Origin of the sequence: Aquincola tertiaricarbonis (assembly GCF_023573145.1) — a bacterium.
Classification (GTDB): Bacteria; Pseudomonadota; Gammaproteobacteria; order Burkholderiales; family Burkholderiaceae_C; genus Aquincola; species Aquincola tertiaricarbonis_B.
In genome coordinates this window covers 1,731,476-1,746,430 of the sequence record NZ_CP097636.1, presented here as the reverse complement: position 1 = coordinate 1,746,430, position 14,955 = coordinate 1,731,476, and the positions used below count along the sequence as shown (strand labels likewise).

Genomic DNA, 14,955 nt, shown 5'->3' with positions numbered 1-14,955 from the left:
CGGGCATGGGCGGGGCGAACAAGAGTGGGCGCGGCCCCGCAGCCGTCAGGCGGGTTGCAGTTGGTTCACTCACCTAGAGGTCATCTTGCGCTACTCCTACATCGCTACTGCCGCCCTCATTGCCGCGGCTGCCGCCCTTCCGGCCCACGCCGCCACCGTCTGCTCGGTCACTGACTTGAGCATCCAGGCTCAAGCCTGCGCCGGGTTCTTCGACGGCAATCTGCTCAGCAACAGCCCGACCGACGTGGCGGCCCAGAAGGCTGCGCTGAACAGCCTGGGCTTCGTCTGGAACGGGGATTTCAACACCGTGGAAAAGCACGGCGTGACGGCGGGCACGCTCGACTTCAGCACGCCGCTGAACTCGACGACCTACCTGGCCATTCACTTCGGCAATGGCAAGGGTGGCCCGGGCAACGCCACGGCCTTCTACAGGTTGGACGCGGGGTCCAACCTGGACAGCCTGCTGCTCAACTATTCGGCCGGCGGGAATGCGGTGCTGTATGCCACCTCCGCCAGCACGCCGCCGGTGCCTGAACCCGAAACCTACGCCATGCTGCTGGCAGGCCTGGGCGTGGTCGGCTTCATTGCACGCCGCCGCCAACGCTGATTGGCATACCCGCGCCCGGGGACGGGCTGCCCCCATGACCAGGTGGCCCTTCTGAAAGGGCCCGGGGGCCGCGAGCGTCAGCGAGCTTGGGGGCTCACACCCCCCGCCCGCCATGCCGCCCCAAGGGCGGGTGCGCCACCTTGGGGGGCAGCGAGCGTCATCGAGCCTGGGGACTGACACCACCTGCGCGCCGGGCGCGCCAGCCACCCACCAGCGCGATCAGCCCCGGGACCAGGATCATCGCCCAGATGATCTTGTCCAGGTGCTGCTTGACGAACGGGATGTTGCCGAACAGGTAGCCGGCCAGCGTGATGCCCACCACCCAAAGCAGCGCACCGGCCACGTTGTAGGCGGTGAACTTGCCGCGGCTCATCGCCGCCACGCCGGCCACGAAAGGCGCGAAGGTGCGGATGAAGGGCATGAAGCGGGCGATGATGATGGTGATGCCGCCGTGCTTCTCGTAAAAGCCGTGGGCCTGCTCAAAGGCGCGCTTGTTGAACCAGCGGCTGTTTTCCCAGCCCCACACCCGCGGCCCGAGCGCGCGGCCGATGCTGTAGTTCATCTGGTCGCCCAGGATGGCGGCCACCACCAGCAGCCCCATGGACAGCGGCAGGCTCATGAGCCCGGCGCCGCACAGTGCACCCACGACGAACAGCAGTGAGTCACCGGGCAGCAGCGGCATCACCACCACGCCGGTCTCGACGAAGATGATGGCGAACAGCAGCGCATACACCCAGGTGCCGTGGTCGGCCACGAACTGCGCGAGGTGCACGTCCACGTGCAGGATGAAGTCGATGAGGGCGGCGAGGATGTCCATGGCGGCGGATTATCGCGGTGCAGCAAGTTTCTAGAATGACGGCATGACCGTCGTTTCCGCCGAATCCGGCACTGCCCTGGCCGCCGCCCTGCCCCGCCGCCCGATCCGCGAGCTGCCCGATGAGCTGGTGAGCCAGATCGCCGCCGGCGAAGTGGTGGAACGCCCGGCCTCCGTGGTGCGCGAACTGGTGGACAACGCGCTGGACGCCGGCGCCAGCCAGATCAACGTCAAGCTGATGGCCGGCGGCGTGCGCAGCATCGTGGTGGAGGACGACGGCATCGGCATCGCATCGGCCGAGCTGCCGCTGGCGCTGCGCCGCCATGCCACCAGCAAGATCGGCTCGCTGGACGACCTGGAAGCGGTGAGCACCATGGGGTTTCGGGGCGAGGCGCTGGCCGCCATCGCCTCGGTGGCCGACGTCTCGCTGCTCAGCCGCACCGCCAGCGCGCCGCATGCGCTGCGGCTGGATGCCCGCTCCGGCGAACTGGGCCCGGCCGCCCGCGCCGTGGGCACCAGCGTGGAAGTGCGCGAGCTGTTCTTCAACACGCCCGCCCGCCGCAAGTTCTTGAAGAGCGACAGCACCGAGCTGGCCCATGCGCTGGAGGCGGTGCGCCGCCATGCGCTGGCCCGGCCCGACGTCGGCTTTGCGGTGTGGCACGAAGGCAAGCTGGTGGCGCAGTGGCGCCCGGCGCGGCTGGACCAGCGCATCCGCGACGTGCTGGGCGAAGAATTCCTGGAAGGTAGCCGCCCGGTGGAACACGCGGCGGGGCCGCTCACCATCCAGGGCCGCACCGCGCTGCCCGAGCTGTCGCGTGCGCGGGCCGACCAGCAGTACGTGTTCGTCAATGGCCGCTACGTGCGCGACCGGCTGATCGCCCACGGCGTGCGCTCGGCGTATGAAGACGTGCTGCACGGCCAGCGGCAGCCGGCCTACGTGCTGTTTGCCACCATCGTGCCCGAGCTGGTGGACGTGAACGTGCACCCGACCAAGATCGAGGTGCGCTTCCGCGACGGCCGCGCCGTGCACCAGGCGGTGCATCGGGCGGTGGAAGGGGCGCTGGCCGTCTCGCGGGCGGGCGAGGTGGCGCAGGCGCCGGCGGGGGGCGCGGCAGCCAGCGCCGAAGCCGGGCCGCTCGGCCACCCGGTGCCCGGGGCCACCGCCCTGCCCGTGCAGCCGACGCCGGTGCCGCCCTGGCTGCCTGCGGCCACCGCGGCCAACGGCTTCATGCGCATGCCGCGCAGCGACGGGCCGGCCCAGGGTGCGCTGGCCCTGCAGACCGCCGCCGCGCTGTATGCGCAGGAGCCGCCGGCGCCCTGGCGTGTGCCGCCCGCTCCGGCAGTCGCCGCGCCGCCGCAGGACCTGCCGTCCGCCGACGAATGGCCGCTGGGCCGCGCCATCGCGCAGATCGGCGGCGTCTATGTGCTGGCCGAGAACCGGCACGGCCTGGTGATCGTGGACATGCATGCGGCGCACGAACGCATCGTCTACGAGCGGCTGAAGGCCAGCATCGGCGCCGCGGCCATCGAATCGCAGCCGCTGCTGATCCCGGCGAGCTTTCCTGCCTCACCCACCGAGATCGCGGTGGCAGAAGGCCAGCGCGAGACGCTGCTGGCGCTGGGCCTGGACGTGAGCCCGCTGTCGCCCGGCGTGCTGGCGGTGCGCGCGCGGCCGGCCGCACTGGCCGGCGGTGACGCGGTGGCGCTGGCCCGCTCGGTGCTGGGGGAACTGGCCGAGCTGGGCGACCTGGGCGCGCAGCAGGTGCTGCAGCGCGCCCGCGACGAGATCTTGGCCACCATGGCCTGCCACGGCGCGGTGCGCGCCAACCGGCAGCTCACGCTCGACGAGATGAACGCGCTGCTGCGCGACATGGAGCGCACCGAGCGCGCCGACCAGTGCAACCACGGTCGCCCGACCTGGCGCCAGCTGGGCATGCGCGAGCTGGACGCGCTCTTCCTGCGCGGCCGCTGAGCGCCCGGCGCAGCACCACCCCGGCGCCGGCCAGCAGCAGCAACGGCAGCCCGATCCACCGCAACTCCTGCAGCAGCCGGTCGAGCCCGAACAGCGGCACGCCCCGCATGGGCACGGGACGCCAGGGCAGGCAGTGGCGGGCGCCGTCCAGCGGCCAGAGCCAGGCGTTGCAGATGCCGCGGTCGATCAACCCGTCCAGCAGCGGGTGCGAGGCGGTGCACAGCGCCAGATAGGCCGCCGTCAGCCAGCGGCTGCGCCCCGGCCGGCGCCCGGCCAGCGCCGCCCCGAGCGCGCCCACCAGCAGCGCAAAGCCGATGGAGTGGGTGAAGCCGCGGTGGCCGTAGGTGCCGCCGTAGTCGTCGATGTGCAGCACGTACAGCAGCATGTCGGCATCAGCCATCACGCCGCAGACCGCGCCGGCCAGCGCCAGGGCCGGGGCAAAGTGCAGGTAGGTGGCCATGGGACTCCGGGCCTCAGGCGCTGTGCTGTTCCAGGCCGGGGCTGGCCGGTACCGGCTCAGGCCGCATCACGCTGTACCAGTCAAGCCGGCGGGTGGCCACCATGATGGCGGCGAGCACCCCGAACAGCAGCAGCGAGCCCATCATCAGCGCGTTGTCTTCCGACACCAGGATGCCGTAGAGCACGCCATACAGCGCGACCAGCAGCCCGCTCATGCCCAGGCCCGGGCGCCAGCCGCCGAGCACATGGCGCAGGTAGTGGCCCAGCAGCGCGATGCAGCCGGTGCTGGCCAGGCCATAGGCGACTGCGAAGTCCATGTGTTCGGACAGCGAGAGCAGCAGCAGGAAGAACAGCACCAGTGCGGCGCCGATCATCAGGTACTGCATCGGATGGATGCGCCAGCGGCGCACCATCTCCAGCACGAAGAAAGCGGCGAAGGTGAGCACGATGAACATGCCGGCGTACTTGGTGGCGCGCTCGGTCAGGCGATAGACGTCGACCGGGTCGCCCAGCGACACCGAGAACTGCTCGACCGTGTGCGAGGGCAGGCTGTCGGCACGAGGGTCTTCCTGGAATTGCGACTGCGCCCGGCTGGAGAGCGACGAGACCCGCCAGGTGGCTTCGAAGCCGCTGGCGGTGACGCTGCGGGTGCGCGGCAGGAAGTCGCCCCCGAAGCTGGGGTGCGGCCAGGACGAGGTCAGCGTGACGCTGCTGTCGTCGGCCAGCGGCACCCAGCCGATGCTGCCGGTGCCCGCCAGCTCGAAGTCAACTGCAACATCCAGCGCGGCACCCGCCTTCAGCAGGGCCGGGTCCACCCGCGCTGCCAGCGGCAGCGGGCTGCTGGCCGGCGCCTGCTCCACGGCCAGCGTGCGGCCGGGCAGGCGCAACTGGGGGGCGGCCAGCAGGCCCCGTGTGTCGCTCACGCCCATCAGCAGCAGGGGCTGGCCCAGGGTGATGCGGCCGCCGGGCTGCCGGGGCGTGACCTCGCCCCACATGAAGCGGCCGGTGCTGGCGTGCTGGCTGGTGTACACCGTGACCGGGAAGATGCCCCGCCAGCGCGTTTCGGTGGCCAGGCGGCTGCGGCTGTCCTGCGTTTTCGGGAACTGCACGGACACCCGCTCGACGGACACCAGCTCTTCACGCGTGGCGCCGACCTTGCCCTCCACCTTGACCTTGCGCAGATACGTTTCGGTGTACGGCAGCCAGAGCAACGGGCCGGTGAGGGTCTGCGGGCCGGCATGGGCGCGGGCCACCTCCGCGGCGGCCTGCTGCCGGTAGGCGCTGCGCTCGGCAATCACCTCGCGCACCAGCGCCAGTGGAATGGCCAGCAGGGCCATCAGCAATGCGACGAGCAGCAGCTTGCTCAGCAAGGGGTATTTGTTCATGGTTCGTTCCGTCTCAGGGTGACGCAACGATTCTTGAAAACCCCTGCGAAGCCGCCGCGCAGGCCATGTGCAGCGAATGTGAAATGGCGGCGGTACCCCCGCCGCGTTGGGGGGCTCAGTCCCGCCGGGCCGCCCCAAGGGACTGAGATCCCCCCTGGGGGGGCGCGAGCGCAGCGAGCTTGGGGGCAGGCATCAGCCGGGCAGCCGCCAGGTGACGCAGCAGCCGCGCGGGCCCTCCACGTTTTCGACCCGCAGCTCACCCCCGTGCAGGCCGCTCACCTCCTGCACGAAGCACAGGCCCAGGCCGGTGCTCTTGTCCCGCCCCTCGCCGCGCGGCAGCGAATAAAAGCGCTCGAAGATGCGGCCCAGCGCATAGTCGGGCACGCCCGGGCCCTGGTCGCGCAGGGTCCACAGCAGCTGGCTGCCTTCACGCACCAGGCCCAGCGTGAGCAGGCCGCCCGGGGGCGAGAAGTCGATCGCGTTATCCAGCAGGTTGTGCAGGGCCTGGCGCAGCAGGAAGCGGTTGCCGCGCAGGCTCTGGCCGCTGCCCAGCCGGTCGGCCACCTGCAGGCCCTGCAGGCGCAGCCGCGGCTCCAGCGCCTGCAGCACCTCGCGCGTGAGCGCGGCCAGGTCCACGCTTTCCACGTCGCGCAGCTGGCGCATCTGCTCCACGTCGGCCAGGCCCAGCAGCTGGTCGATCAGCTGCTGCAGCCGCTCGGTCTGGCGTTCGATGTTGCCGGCAAAGCGCTGGCGGTCGGCCTCGGGCATCGGCGACTGCAACAGCTCGGCCGCGCCGCGGATGGCCGCCAGCGGGCTCTTGAGCTCATGCGTCAGCGTGTGCACGTAGCGCTCGACATAGGCCTTGTCTTCGAGCTTCAGGCGCATGCGTTCCACCGCCTGGGCCAGGTCGGTGAACTCGGTGTTGCCCGACAGGCGCCCCATGCGCGGCAGCTCGGCACGCTCGCCCTGCGCCACGGCAAGGGCATAGCCCCGCAGCCGCGACAGTGAGCTGACCATCCACCAGGTGAACAGCAGGCCGATGGCCAGCGAAATGCCCAGCAGCCCCCATGACCAGGCCAGGATGCGGTTGCGGCTGCGCTGGATGTAGGGCTCCAGCGTGGCATTGGGCCGCGACACGGTGAGCACGCCGATGATGCGGCCGCCATCGCGCACCGGCGCGGCCACGTGCATCACGGTGCTGTCGGGCTGGTCGGGGCTTTCGGCGCTGGAACGGGCGCCGTACTGGCCGCGCAGGGTCTTGTACACGTCGTTCCAGCGCGAATGGTCTTCGCCCACCGCCGCTTCGCGGGTGTCGAACACGACGATGCCGCGCGCATCGGTGATGCTGACGCGGGTGTGGATGCGGTCCTTGTGGAAGCCCCAGAGGTTGGCGTCGGGCTGGAGGGTGGGCAGCGCGCGCATGGCCTGGGCGAACGGCCCGCTGGCGATGGTGCCGGCCTTCAGGTCGGGCGCGGCCAGCTGGGCCAGGCTGTAGGCCGTGTCCACCAGGCTGTCTTCCATCGCCAGCCGGGTGCCGGGCTTGACCTCTTCAAGGAACACCCGCAGCACCACGAACAGCGCCAGGCCCAGCACCAGAAAAAAGCCCAGCAGCAGGCGAAGACCGATGCGCAACTCAGGCCCTGAGCGAGTAACCCATGTGGCGATGGGTCTGGATCAGCTCGGCACTGGCGCCGGCTTCGCGCAGCTTGGCGCGCACCAGCCGGATGTGGGCGTCCACCGTGCGGTCCGCGGTGTCGGGCGCGTCGTCCCACACCAGGTTCATCAGCTCGGCGCGCGAGAAGATGCGCTGCGGGCGCCGCAGCAGCGTGGCCAACAGCCGGAACTCATAGCGCGTGAGGGCCAGCCACTGGCCGGCGCAGCGGATGCGCTGCGCGCCTTCGTCCAGCTGCAGCAGCGGCGCGGCCTCTGCGTCCGCCGCAGCCGGCGCGGCCGCACGCACGGCGCTGCGCCGCAAGATGGCCTTGACCCGCGCGCCCACCTCGCGCGGCGAGAAGGGTTTGCTCACGTAATCGTCGGCGCCCAGCTCCAGGCCCAGGATGCGGTCGATCTCTTCGCTGCGCGCGGTCAGGAAGAGGATGGGCAGTTCGCTGGTCTTGCGGATGGCACGGCAGACGTCAAAGCCGTTGCCGTCGGGCAGGCCCACGTCCAGGATGGCCAGGTCCGGCGCCTGGTGGGCAAAGGCCGCCAGCGCGTCGCGCACCAGCGTCACGTGGGCCACTTCGAAGCCTTCGCTGCGCAGGCTGTAGATCAGCGTGTCGGCAATGGCTTGTTCGTCTTCCAGCAGCAGGATGCGGTGCGCCACTTGTCAGGGAGCTCAGGGGGAATTGGCTGGCGATGATAGGCGGGCGAGGCGCTCCACCCTCGTTGCTGCACCGCCGCAAACAGTCGGCAACGTCCTACAAAGCCGGGCGCGGCGGCCCGACAGTCGGACCCCGGGCAGACCCTTAGTCTTGCGTGATCGCGCTGGCTGCGGCCGCGCTACAGACAGACAGGAGTACGCCGCATGAACTTCGAACCTGCCCATGTCCAACGCAACACCGCCCGCGGCACCGCTGCCGCGCGGCTGCCGGCCCCGCATGCCTGGCGGGTGGCGATGCTGATCGACGATGGCGTGGATGCGCTGTGCGTGGCGCGCCTGATCGCCGAACTCGACCGCGCCGGCGCGCAGGTGCAGCTGGTGGCGCCGCAGCTGGCTCCGGTCAGCAGCCAGCTCGGCGGCCTGCTGGCGCCCGACCACACGGTGGGCCAGGTTTCGGCCGAGGCGTTCGACGCCGTGTGCGTGCCCTCCGGCCTGTTCTGCGCTGAAACCCTGCAGCTCAGCGACGAGGCGCTGCAGTTCGTGCAGGACGCCTACAACGAAGGCAAGACGCTGGCCGCCACCGGCGAGGGCGTGCAGGTATTGCGCGCACTGGGCATGCCGGTGGACGGCGGTGATGCGATCGACGAGCCGGAGGCCGGCGTCATCGTCGGCCACGGCGAGCACTGCACGCTCTCCAACTTCGGCCGCCGGATCGCGAAGCGCCTGAGCCGCGAGCCGCACCGCACACACCGACTGTCATAATTCACCTAAACCGGTGGGAACCGGGGCCGATATCCGTAGTGCCAATGGGGAAAACCCATTCATGGCAGCAAGATGTCGTTACCCGAGAGGCCCATGCGTACCAACCTACCGGTCACCCAGCGCGAGTTCCAATTCCCGGCGGATGCGACCCTGATGTCGACCACCGACTGCAAGGGCCGCATCACCTACGCCAACGCCGCCTTCGTGGCCGTCAGCGGCTTCGCTGAAAAGGACATCGTGGGCCAGCCGCACAACCTCGTGCGCCACCCCGACATGCCCACCCAGGCCTTCGCCGACATGTGGGCCACGCTGAAAGACGGCGATTCCTGGACCGGTCTGGTCAAGAACCGCCGCAACAACGGCGACCACTACTGGGTCAAGGCCAACGCCACCCCGGTGATCCGCCAGGGCAAGACGGTGGGCTACCTCTCGGTGCGCACCCACGCGCCGGCCGACGAGGTGAAGGCCGCCGAGGCGCTGTATGCCGATTTCCGCGAGGGCCGCGCCGGCAACCGCGCCTTCCACAAGGGCGTGATCGTGCGCCGCGGCTGGGCCGCCATCACCACGCTGCACAAGACGATGCCGGTACGCTGGCGCCTGCGCCTGCCGATGCTGGGCATGGCGCTGGGCAGCATCGGCGCCGTGGGCGCCGCCGCCGGGCTGTCGGCGCTGCCGGTGGCCGCACCGGTGATCGGCGTGCTGGCCGGCGCCGCGCTCTGGCTGCAGGAATCGCAGGTCAGCCGGCCGCTGGAGCGGGTGGCCGCCCAGGCGCGCCGCGTGGCCAGCGGCGAGGTGGGCACCCTGGCGTTTGACCGGGTGGACGAGGTGGGCCTGACGCTGCGCTCGCTCAACCAACTGGGGCTGATGCTGCGCTGGATCATCGACGACGTGGCCGAACAGGTGGTGACGGTGGAACAGGCCAGCGGCGAGATCGCCCAGGGCAACACCGACCTCAGCGACCGCACCGAGCAGGCCGCCGCCAGCCTGGAGGAAAGCGCCGCGTCGATGGAGGAGATGAGCTCCATCGTGCGCAACAACGCCGATGCCGCCAAGCGCGCCGCCGAGCTTTCGTCGGGCGCCAGCGCCGCCGCCGCGGAAGGCGGCGAGGTGGTGCAGCGCGTCACCAGCACCATGCAGGGCATCACCGCCAGCAGCAAGCAGATCGGCGAGATCATCGAGGTGATCGACGGCATCGCCTTCCAGACCAACATCCTGGCGCTGAATGCGGCGGTGGAAGCCGCGCGCGCCGGCGAGCAGGGCCGCGGCTTCGCCGTGGTGGCCGGCGAGGTGCGCAGCCTGGCCCAGCGCAGCGCGCAGGCCGCCAAGGAGATCCGCGCGCTGATCAGCACCAGCGTGGAGCGTGTGCAGGACGGCGAGCGCCAGGTGGTGCATGCCAGCCAGGCGATGGACAAGATCATGGGCCAGGTGCGCGAAGTGCAGGCGCTGGTCGACGCGATCAGCGAGGCCACCCGCGAACAGACGGTGGGCATCGGCCAGATGAGCGAGGCCGTCAGCCTGCTGGACCGCAACACCCAGCAGAACGCGGCCCTGGTGGAGCAATCCGCCGCCGCCGCCAACAGCCTGAGCAACCAGGCCCACCACCTGGTGGAAGCGGTGTCGGTGTTCCGCGCGCGAGCCTGAATCCGGCCCCCAAGCTCGCTGCGCTCGCTGCCCCCCGAGAGGGCGCGTTCCGCCTTGGGGCGGCCCGACGGCGGAACCCCCTGGGCTCCCGAGCTCGCTGCGCACCGCAGCGGCACAACCGGTCACCAGATTGCGCGCATGCAAACGCCACGGCAATTCCGGTAGAGCCTGCGGGCAATAGGCTTTTCTCTGGCTCGACCGGCACGGTCTGTGCAAGCATCGCGGCCCATGCGTCAGGTCGTCCAGGTAGTCTCAGGGCTGCGCCGCCACGGTTGGGCCCAGTTGTTCGGTTTGTTGTTCATGGCCGCGGTGGCGGCCGGCTGCGCTTCGCTGGACGAGCAGCAGCGCACCTGGATCTTCCAGCCTACCCAGGGCACCTGGTGGGGCGGCGAACTGGACGACCAGGCTTTCCAGGACGTCTGGATCGACTACACCCCCGACAGCGGCTGGCACGCCGGCAAGCCGGTGAAGCTGCACGGCCTGTGGCTGGCCCAGAGCCGGCCCGACGCGCCGGTGATGCTGTACCTGCACGGTGCCCGCTGGGACGTGCGCGGCAGCGCCAACCGCATGCGCCGCATGCACGACCTGGGCTTCTCGGTGCTGGGCATCGATTACCGCGGCTTCGGCCGCAGCACGGCGGTGCTGCCGTCGGAAACCATGTCCTACCAGGACGCGCGCGCCGCCTGGGACTGGCTGGCCACCCAGCATCCGCAGGCACACCGGTACATCTTCGGCCACTCGCTGGGCGGCGCCATCGCGGTGAACCTGGCGCAGGAGGTGAACGACGCCTCGGGCCTGATCGTCGAGAACACCTTCACCTCCATCCGCGACGTGGTGGCCACGATGCGCTGGGGCTGGCTGCCGGTGGGCCCGCTGCTCACCCAGCGCTTCGAGGCTGGTGACCGCATCGCGCGGGTCAAGGCGCCGGTGCTGGTGGTGCACGGCAGCGAAGACCAGCTGATTCCGCCCGAGCTGGGCCGCGCGCTGTACGAGCGCGCCACCGCGCCCAAGCGCTTCCTGCTGGTGGAAGGCGGCACCCACCACAACACCAACGACCTGGCGCAGCCGCAGTACCGCACCGCCATCGCCGAACTGTTTGGACCACGCCTTTAGTCCGCGTCAGGGCGCGCGGCGTGGTCCAATCGCCCCCTTGCCGGCCACTTTTTGGCCGCGCCTTGTCACATGGCCACCCTGAAACTGAAGAACAAGCCGGCCGCCGCCGGCAGCGGCGACCGCGCCCGCGCTCCGCTGCGCGCTGCCACCGCCCCCCGCCGCCAGCGCACGCTGGCCGAGGCCCAGGCCGAGCGCGCCGCGCGCGAAGAAGCCTTTCGCCAGCAGCCCGAGCGCGGCGGCCGCGGCGAGCGGCCCCACCGCGACGGCCCGCCGGGCGACCGACCGCGCCGCGCCGGCCCGCCAGGGGAGCGTCCGCGCTTCGAGCGCGGTGGTGACGACCGGCCGCACTTCGACCGCCCGCGCGGCGACCGGCCGCAGGGTGACCGCCCCTCAGGCGACCGGCCCCGGTTCGACCGGCCTCGCGACGACCGTCCGCAAGGTGACCGGCCCGCCTTCGATCGCCCACGCGGTGACCGGCCCGACCGCCCCTACGCCGACAGGCCCCGGGGCGACCGGCCCTACGGCGACCGTCCCCGCGGCGACCGGCCCGATCGCCCGCCTGGCGATCGCCCGCGTTTCGACCGCCCTCGTAGCGACGCGCCGCGGGTCGACCGCCCGCGGGAAGACCGCGGCCCTTATGACCGGCCGCATGGCGACCGCCCGCGGCCCGACCGCGGTGGCGAGCGTGGCTTTGACCGCCCGCGTGGCGAAGGCTGGCCCGGCGAACGCGGCGGCGATCGCCGTCCGTCGTTCGACCGCCCGCAGCGTCCTGCCGGCGACCGCCCGCCGCGCTTCCAGGGCGAACGCCCGCCGCGCCAGGATCACCAGAACCGGCCCGACCGCCCCGCCCCGCTGCCGCCGGCCAGCTTGCGCCCGCCCGAAGGCGGCGAGCGCCCGCGCCGCAGCGGCCCCGAGGCCACGTCGCCGCGCGCCGCCGAGGGTGAGCGCCTGTCCAAGCGGCTGACGGCGATGGGCCTGGCCTCGCGCCGCGAGGCCGATGACTGGATCGACGCCGGCTGGGTGCGCGTGGACGGCCAGATGGCCGTGCTGGGCCAGCGCGTGCGCGCCGATGCGCGCATCGAGATCGACCCCGCCGCCCACAAGCAGCAAGCGCAGCGCATGACGGTCATCCTGCACAAGCCGGTGGGCTATGTCAGCGGCCAGGCCGAGGACGGTTACGAACCCGCGGTCGTGCTGGTCAAGCCCGAGAACCGCTGGAGCGAAGACGCCTCCGGCGTCAGCTTCCACCCCGGCCACCTGCGCAGCCTGGTGCCCGCCGGCCGCCTGGACATCGACTCCACCGGCCTGCTGGTGCTGACGCAGGACGGCCGCGTGGCCAAGCAGCTGATCGGCGAAGACTCCAACATCGAGAAGGAGTACCTGGTGCGGGTGGAATACGTCGGCAGCGCGCCGGACGGCCGCCTGCCCGAAGCCGACCTGGACAAGCTGCGCCACGGCCTGTGGCTGGACGAAGTGAAGCTGCAACCCGCCAAGGTGAGCTGGCAGAACGAGGACCAGCTGCGCGTGGTGCTGCGCGAAGGCCGCAAGCGCCAGATCCGCCGCATGTGCGAGGCCGTGGGCCTGAAGGTGGTGGGCCTGAAGCGCGTGCGCATCGGCAGCGTGGTGCTGGGGCAGTTGCCGCCGGGCCAGTGGCGCTACCTGCGTCGCGACGAGCGCTTCTGACCGCCCGGCCGCTGCCAGGATGAGCGAGTCCACCGCCCGCCCCAATGCCGGCACCGGCCGCGCCGCCCGCATGGCGCCCGCGGTGGCGGCCACTCTGCTGGCGTTGCTGCTGGGCCTGCAGCCGCTGAGCACCGACCTGTACCTGCCCGCGCTGCCGGCCCTGGCCCGCGGCCTGGGCGCCGGCATGCCGGCGGTGCAGCTCACGATGTCGGCGCTGATCCTGGCCTTCGGCGTGGCGCAGCTGTTCTGGGGCCCGGTGGCCGACCGCTACGGCCGCCGGCCGGTGCTGCGGGTGGCGATGGCGCTGTTCGCGGTGGCCAGCCTGGGCGCCACGCTGGCGCCCAGCATCGAGGTGCTGACGCTGTGGCGGGCCGCGCAAGGCGCCTGCCTGGCGGCCGCCGTGGTGTGCGCCCGCGCCATGGTGCGCGATCTCTACGAACCCGCCGAAGGCGCCCGCGTGATGTCGCTGGCGATGAGCGGGCTGGGCGTCATCGCCCTCAGCAGCCCGATGGTGGGCGGCCTGCTGGCGGCCAGCTTCGGTTGGCGCAGCACGCTGCTGGCGGTCACGCTGGTGGTCACCGGCGTGCTGCTGTTCGTCTGGCGGGTGCTGCCCGAGACGGCGCGCAGCCTCAACCCACAGGCCTTGCATGCGGGCACGCTGGCCCGCACCGCGCGCCGGGTGGCGTCCGACCCGACCTTCTTCTCGTGGGCCTCGCTCACCGCCTGCACCTACGGCGGCCTGTTCGTGGTGCTGGCGTCGTCTTCCTTCGTGTACATCGAGGTGCTGGGCCTCAGCGCCGCGCAGTACGGCATGGCGCTGGGCGCAGGCTCCACTTCCTACGTGGCGGGCACCTTCGCCTGCCGGCGGCTGCTGCGCCGCCACGGCCTCACCGGCACGGTGCAGCGTGGCGCCTTCTTCAGCCTGGCCGGTGGCCTGGGCATGGCCGCGCTGGCGGCCGGCGGCGTGCATGCCGTCGCGGCGGTGCTGGTGCCGCAATGCCTCTACGCCTTCGGCCACGGCATCCACCAGCCCTGTGGCCAGACCGGCGCGGTCAGCCCCTTCCCGCAGGCGGCCGGCGTGGCCGCGGCGCTGGCCGGCTTCGCCCTCGCGCTGGTGGCCTTCTGCGTCGGCCTGTGGCTGGGACAGGCGCTGGACGGCACCGTGCGGCCCATGGCCTACGGCCTGGCCTTCTGGGCCGTGCTCACTGCCGGTGTCGCCTGGACCCTGGTGCCCCGGCACGGCGCCCTGCGCGCCGCATGAAACAGCCTTCATGGATCGGGTTGGCCGGGCCGACCGCTTCGGGCAAGACGGCCATCGCACTGGCGCTGGCGGCCGAAGTACCGGTAGAGATCATCAGCGTCGACAGCGCGCTGGTGTACCGCGGCATGGACATCGGCACTGCCAAGCCCAGCGCCGCCGAGCAGGCGGCGGTGCCGCACCACCTGATCGACCTGATCGATCCGCTGGAGGCCTACTCGGCCGCACAGTTCGTGGCCGATGCGCGGCGGCTGATCGGCGAGATCCGGGGCCGCGGCCGCTGGCCGCTGCTGGTGGGCGGCACCATGCTGTACTTCAAGGCGCTGATCGAGGGCCTGGACACCCTGCCCGCCGCCGACCCGGCGCTGCGCGCCGCGCTGGACGCCGAAGCCGCCGAACGCGGCTGGCCGGCGATGCATGCCGAACTGGCCCGGGTGGACCCCGTCACCGCGGCCCGCCTGCCGCCGGGCGACAGCCAGCGTATCCAGCGGGCGCTGGAAGTGTTCCGCGCCAGCGGCCGCCCGCTGTCCAGCTGGCACCAGGCCGGCCAGCGGCAGGTGGCCGACGACGGCCTGCTGGTGAGCCTGGAGCCCGACGACCGCGCCTGGCTGCACCGGCGCATCGCGCAGCGTTTCGACGCGATGCTGGAAGCCGGCCTGCTGGCCGAGGTGCAGGCATTGCGCCAGCGGGGCGACCTGCACCTGGGCCTGCCTTCGATGCGCTGCGTGGGCTACCGTCAGGCCTGGGAATGCCTGGAAGGCGACCTGGCCCCGCTGCGTGAGCGCGGCATCGCCGCCACCCGCCAGCTGGCCAAGCGCCAGCTGACCTGGCTGCGCAGCATGCCGCAGCGCCAGCGCATCGCGGCCGAGGCGCCCGACGCGGCACGCCAGGTGCTGCAGGCCCTGAGCGGGCGGGGCGCGGTGCCTGTCTAGACAAGATAC

At 71.7% G+C, this 14,955-nt stretch carries 11 protein-coding genes and 2 pseudogenes; 8 read left to right on the top strand and 5 right to left on the bottom strand.

Annotation, left to right across the window (positions count from 1 at the left end; all coding sequences use genetic code 11):
- Positions 1-517: 517 nt before the first annotated feature.
- Positions 518-607: pseudogene (locus MW290_RS33315) on the top strand (FxDxF family PEP-CTERM protein); the annotation flags it as partial.
- A 157-nt stretch (positions 608-764) separates the two neighbouring features.
- On the opposite strand, the gene MW290_RS22335 reads toward MW290_RS33315, so the two are convergent.
- A complete protein-coding gene (locus MW290_RS22335; RefSeq protein WP_250199856.1) occupies positions 765-1,424 on the bottom strand; it encodes a DedA family protein in 660 nt (219 codons plus the stop codon).
- Positions 1,425-1,467: 43 nt separating this feature from the next.
- Between MW290_RS22335 and mutL the strand changes: the two genes are divergently transcribed.
- Positions 1,468-3,393, top strand: a complete 1,926-nt coding sequence (gene mutL / locus MW290_RS22330) for a DNA mismatch repair endonuclease MutL (RefSeq protein ID WP_250199855.1) — start codon at positions 1,468-1,470, stop codon at positions 3,391-3,393.
- Positions 3,394-3,439: 46 nt separating this feature from the next.
- On the opposite strand, the pseudogene MW290_RS22325 reads toward mutL, so the two are convergent.
- From MW290_RS22325 to creB, 4 genes and pseudogenes are all read right to left on the bottom strand, one after another.
- Positions 3,440-3,853 (bottom strand): annotated as a pseudogene (locus MW290_RS22325) (metal-dependent hydrolase); the annotation flags it as partial.
- A gap of 13 nt (positions 3,854-3,866) precedes the next feature.
- Positions 3,867-5,237, bottom strand: a complete 1,371-nt coding sequence (gene creD / locus MW290_RS22320) for a cell envelope integrity protein CreD (RefSeq protein WP_250199854.1) — start codon at positions 5,235-5,237, stop codon at positions 3,867-3,869.
- 192 nt (positions 5,238-5,429) lie between these two features.
- Positions 5,430-6,869: a two-component system sensor histidine kinase CreC gene (gene creC, locus MW290_RS22315; RefSeq protein WP_250199853.1), complete on the bottom strand. Its 1,440-nt coding sequence runs from the start codon at positions 6,867-6,869 to the stop codon at positions 5,430-5,432.
- Position 6,870: 1 nt separating this feature from the next.
- The gene (creB, locus tag MW290_RS22310) at positions 6,871-7,560 is read right to left on the bottom strand and encodes a two-component system response regulator CreB (protein WP_250199852.1); all 690 of its coding nucleotides are present in this window, start codon (positions 7,558-7,560) and stop codon (positions 6,871-6,873) included.
- A gap of 201 nt (positions 7,561-7,761) precedes the next feature.
- Between creB and MW290_RS22305 the strand changes: the two genes are divergently transcribed.
- From MW290_RS22305 to miaA, 6 genes are all read left to right on the top strand, one after another.
- Positions 7,762-8,319 carry a DJ-1/PfpI family protein gene (locus tag MW290_RS22305; protein WP_250199851.1) on the top strand — a complete coding sequence of 186 codons (558 nt, stop codon included), beginning with the start codon at positions 7,762-7,764 and terminating at the stop codon, positions 8,317-8,319.
- A gap of 93 nt (positions 8,320-8,412) precedes the next feature.
- Entirely contained in the window at positions 8,413-9,960 is a 1,548-nt protein-coding gene (locus MW290_RS22300) for a methyl-accepting chemotaxis protein (protein ID WP_250199850.1), read from the top strand.
- A gap of 228 nt (positions 9,961-10,188) precedes the next feature.
- Entirely contained in the window at positions 10,189-11,073 is an 885-nt protein-coding gene (locus MW290_RS22295; RefSeq protein ID WP_375142943.1) for an alpha/beta hydrolase, read from the top strand.
- 69 nt (positions 11,074-11,142) lie between these two features.
- Positions 11,143-12,756, top strand: coding sequence for a pseudouridine synthase (locus MW290_RS22290; RefSeq protein ID WP_250199849.1), 1,614 nt, complete (start codon positions 11,143-11,145; stop codon positions 12,754-12,756).
- A gap of 19 nt (positions 12,757-12,775) precedes the next feature.
- On the top strand, positions 12,776-14,017 hold the full coding sequence (locus tag MW290_RS22285; RefSeq protein WP_250199848.1) for a Bcr/CflA family efflux MFS transporter: 1,242 nt from the start codon (positions 12,776-12,778) through the stop codon (positions 14,015-14,017).
- Positions 14,014-14,946 (top strand): tRNA (adenosine(37)-N6)-dimethylallyltransferase MiaA, encoded by a 933-nt coding sequence (gene miaA / locus MW290_RS22280; RefSeq protein WP_250199847.1) that lies wholly within the window; start codon positions 14,014-14,016, stop codon positions 14,944-14,946. Before MW290_RS22285 ends, miaA begins: the two co-directional genes overlap by 4 nt.
- The last annotated feature ends 9 nt before the right edge of the window (positions 14,947-14,955 follow it).

Coding starts and splice junctions, on each gene's coding strand:
- MW290_RS22335 (WP_250199856.1), bottom strand. CDS start 1,424: ATGGACATCCTCGCCGCCCTCATCGACTTCATCCTGCACGTGGACGTG.
- mutL (WP_250199855.1), top strand. CDS start 1,468: ATGACCGTCGTTTCCGCCGAATCCGGCACTGCCCTGGCCGCCGCCCTG.
- creD (WP_250199854.1), bottom strand. CDS start 5,237: ATGAACAAATACCCCTTGCTGAGCAAGCTGCTGCTCGTCGCATTGCTG.
- MW290_RS22305 (WP_250199851.1), top strand. CDS start 7,762: ATGAACTTCGAACCTGCCCATGTCCAACGCAACACCGCCCGCGGCACC.
- MW290_RS22300 (WP_250199850.1), top strand. CDS start 8,413: ATGCGTACCAACCTACCGGTCACCCAGCGCGAGTTCCAATTCCCGGCG.
- MW290_RS22295 (WP_375142943.1), top strand. CDS start 10,189: ATGCGTCAGGTCGTCCAGGTAGTCTCAGGGCTGCGCCGCCACGGTTGG.
- MW290_RS22290 (WP_250199849.1), top strand. CDS start 11,143: ATGGCCACCCTGAAACTGAAGAACAAGCCGGCCGCCGCCGGCAGCGGC.
- MW290_RS22285 (WP_250199848.1), top strand. CDS start 12,776: ATGAGCGAGTCCACCGCCCGCCCCAATGCCGGCACCGGCCGCGCCGCC.
- miaA (WP_250199847.1), top strand. CDS start 14,014: ATGAAACAGCCTTCATGGATCGGGTTGGCCGGGCCGACCGCTTCGGGC.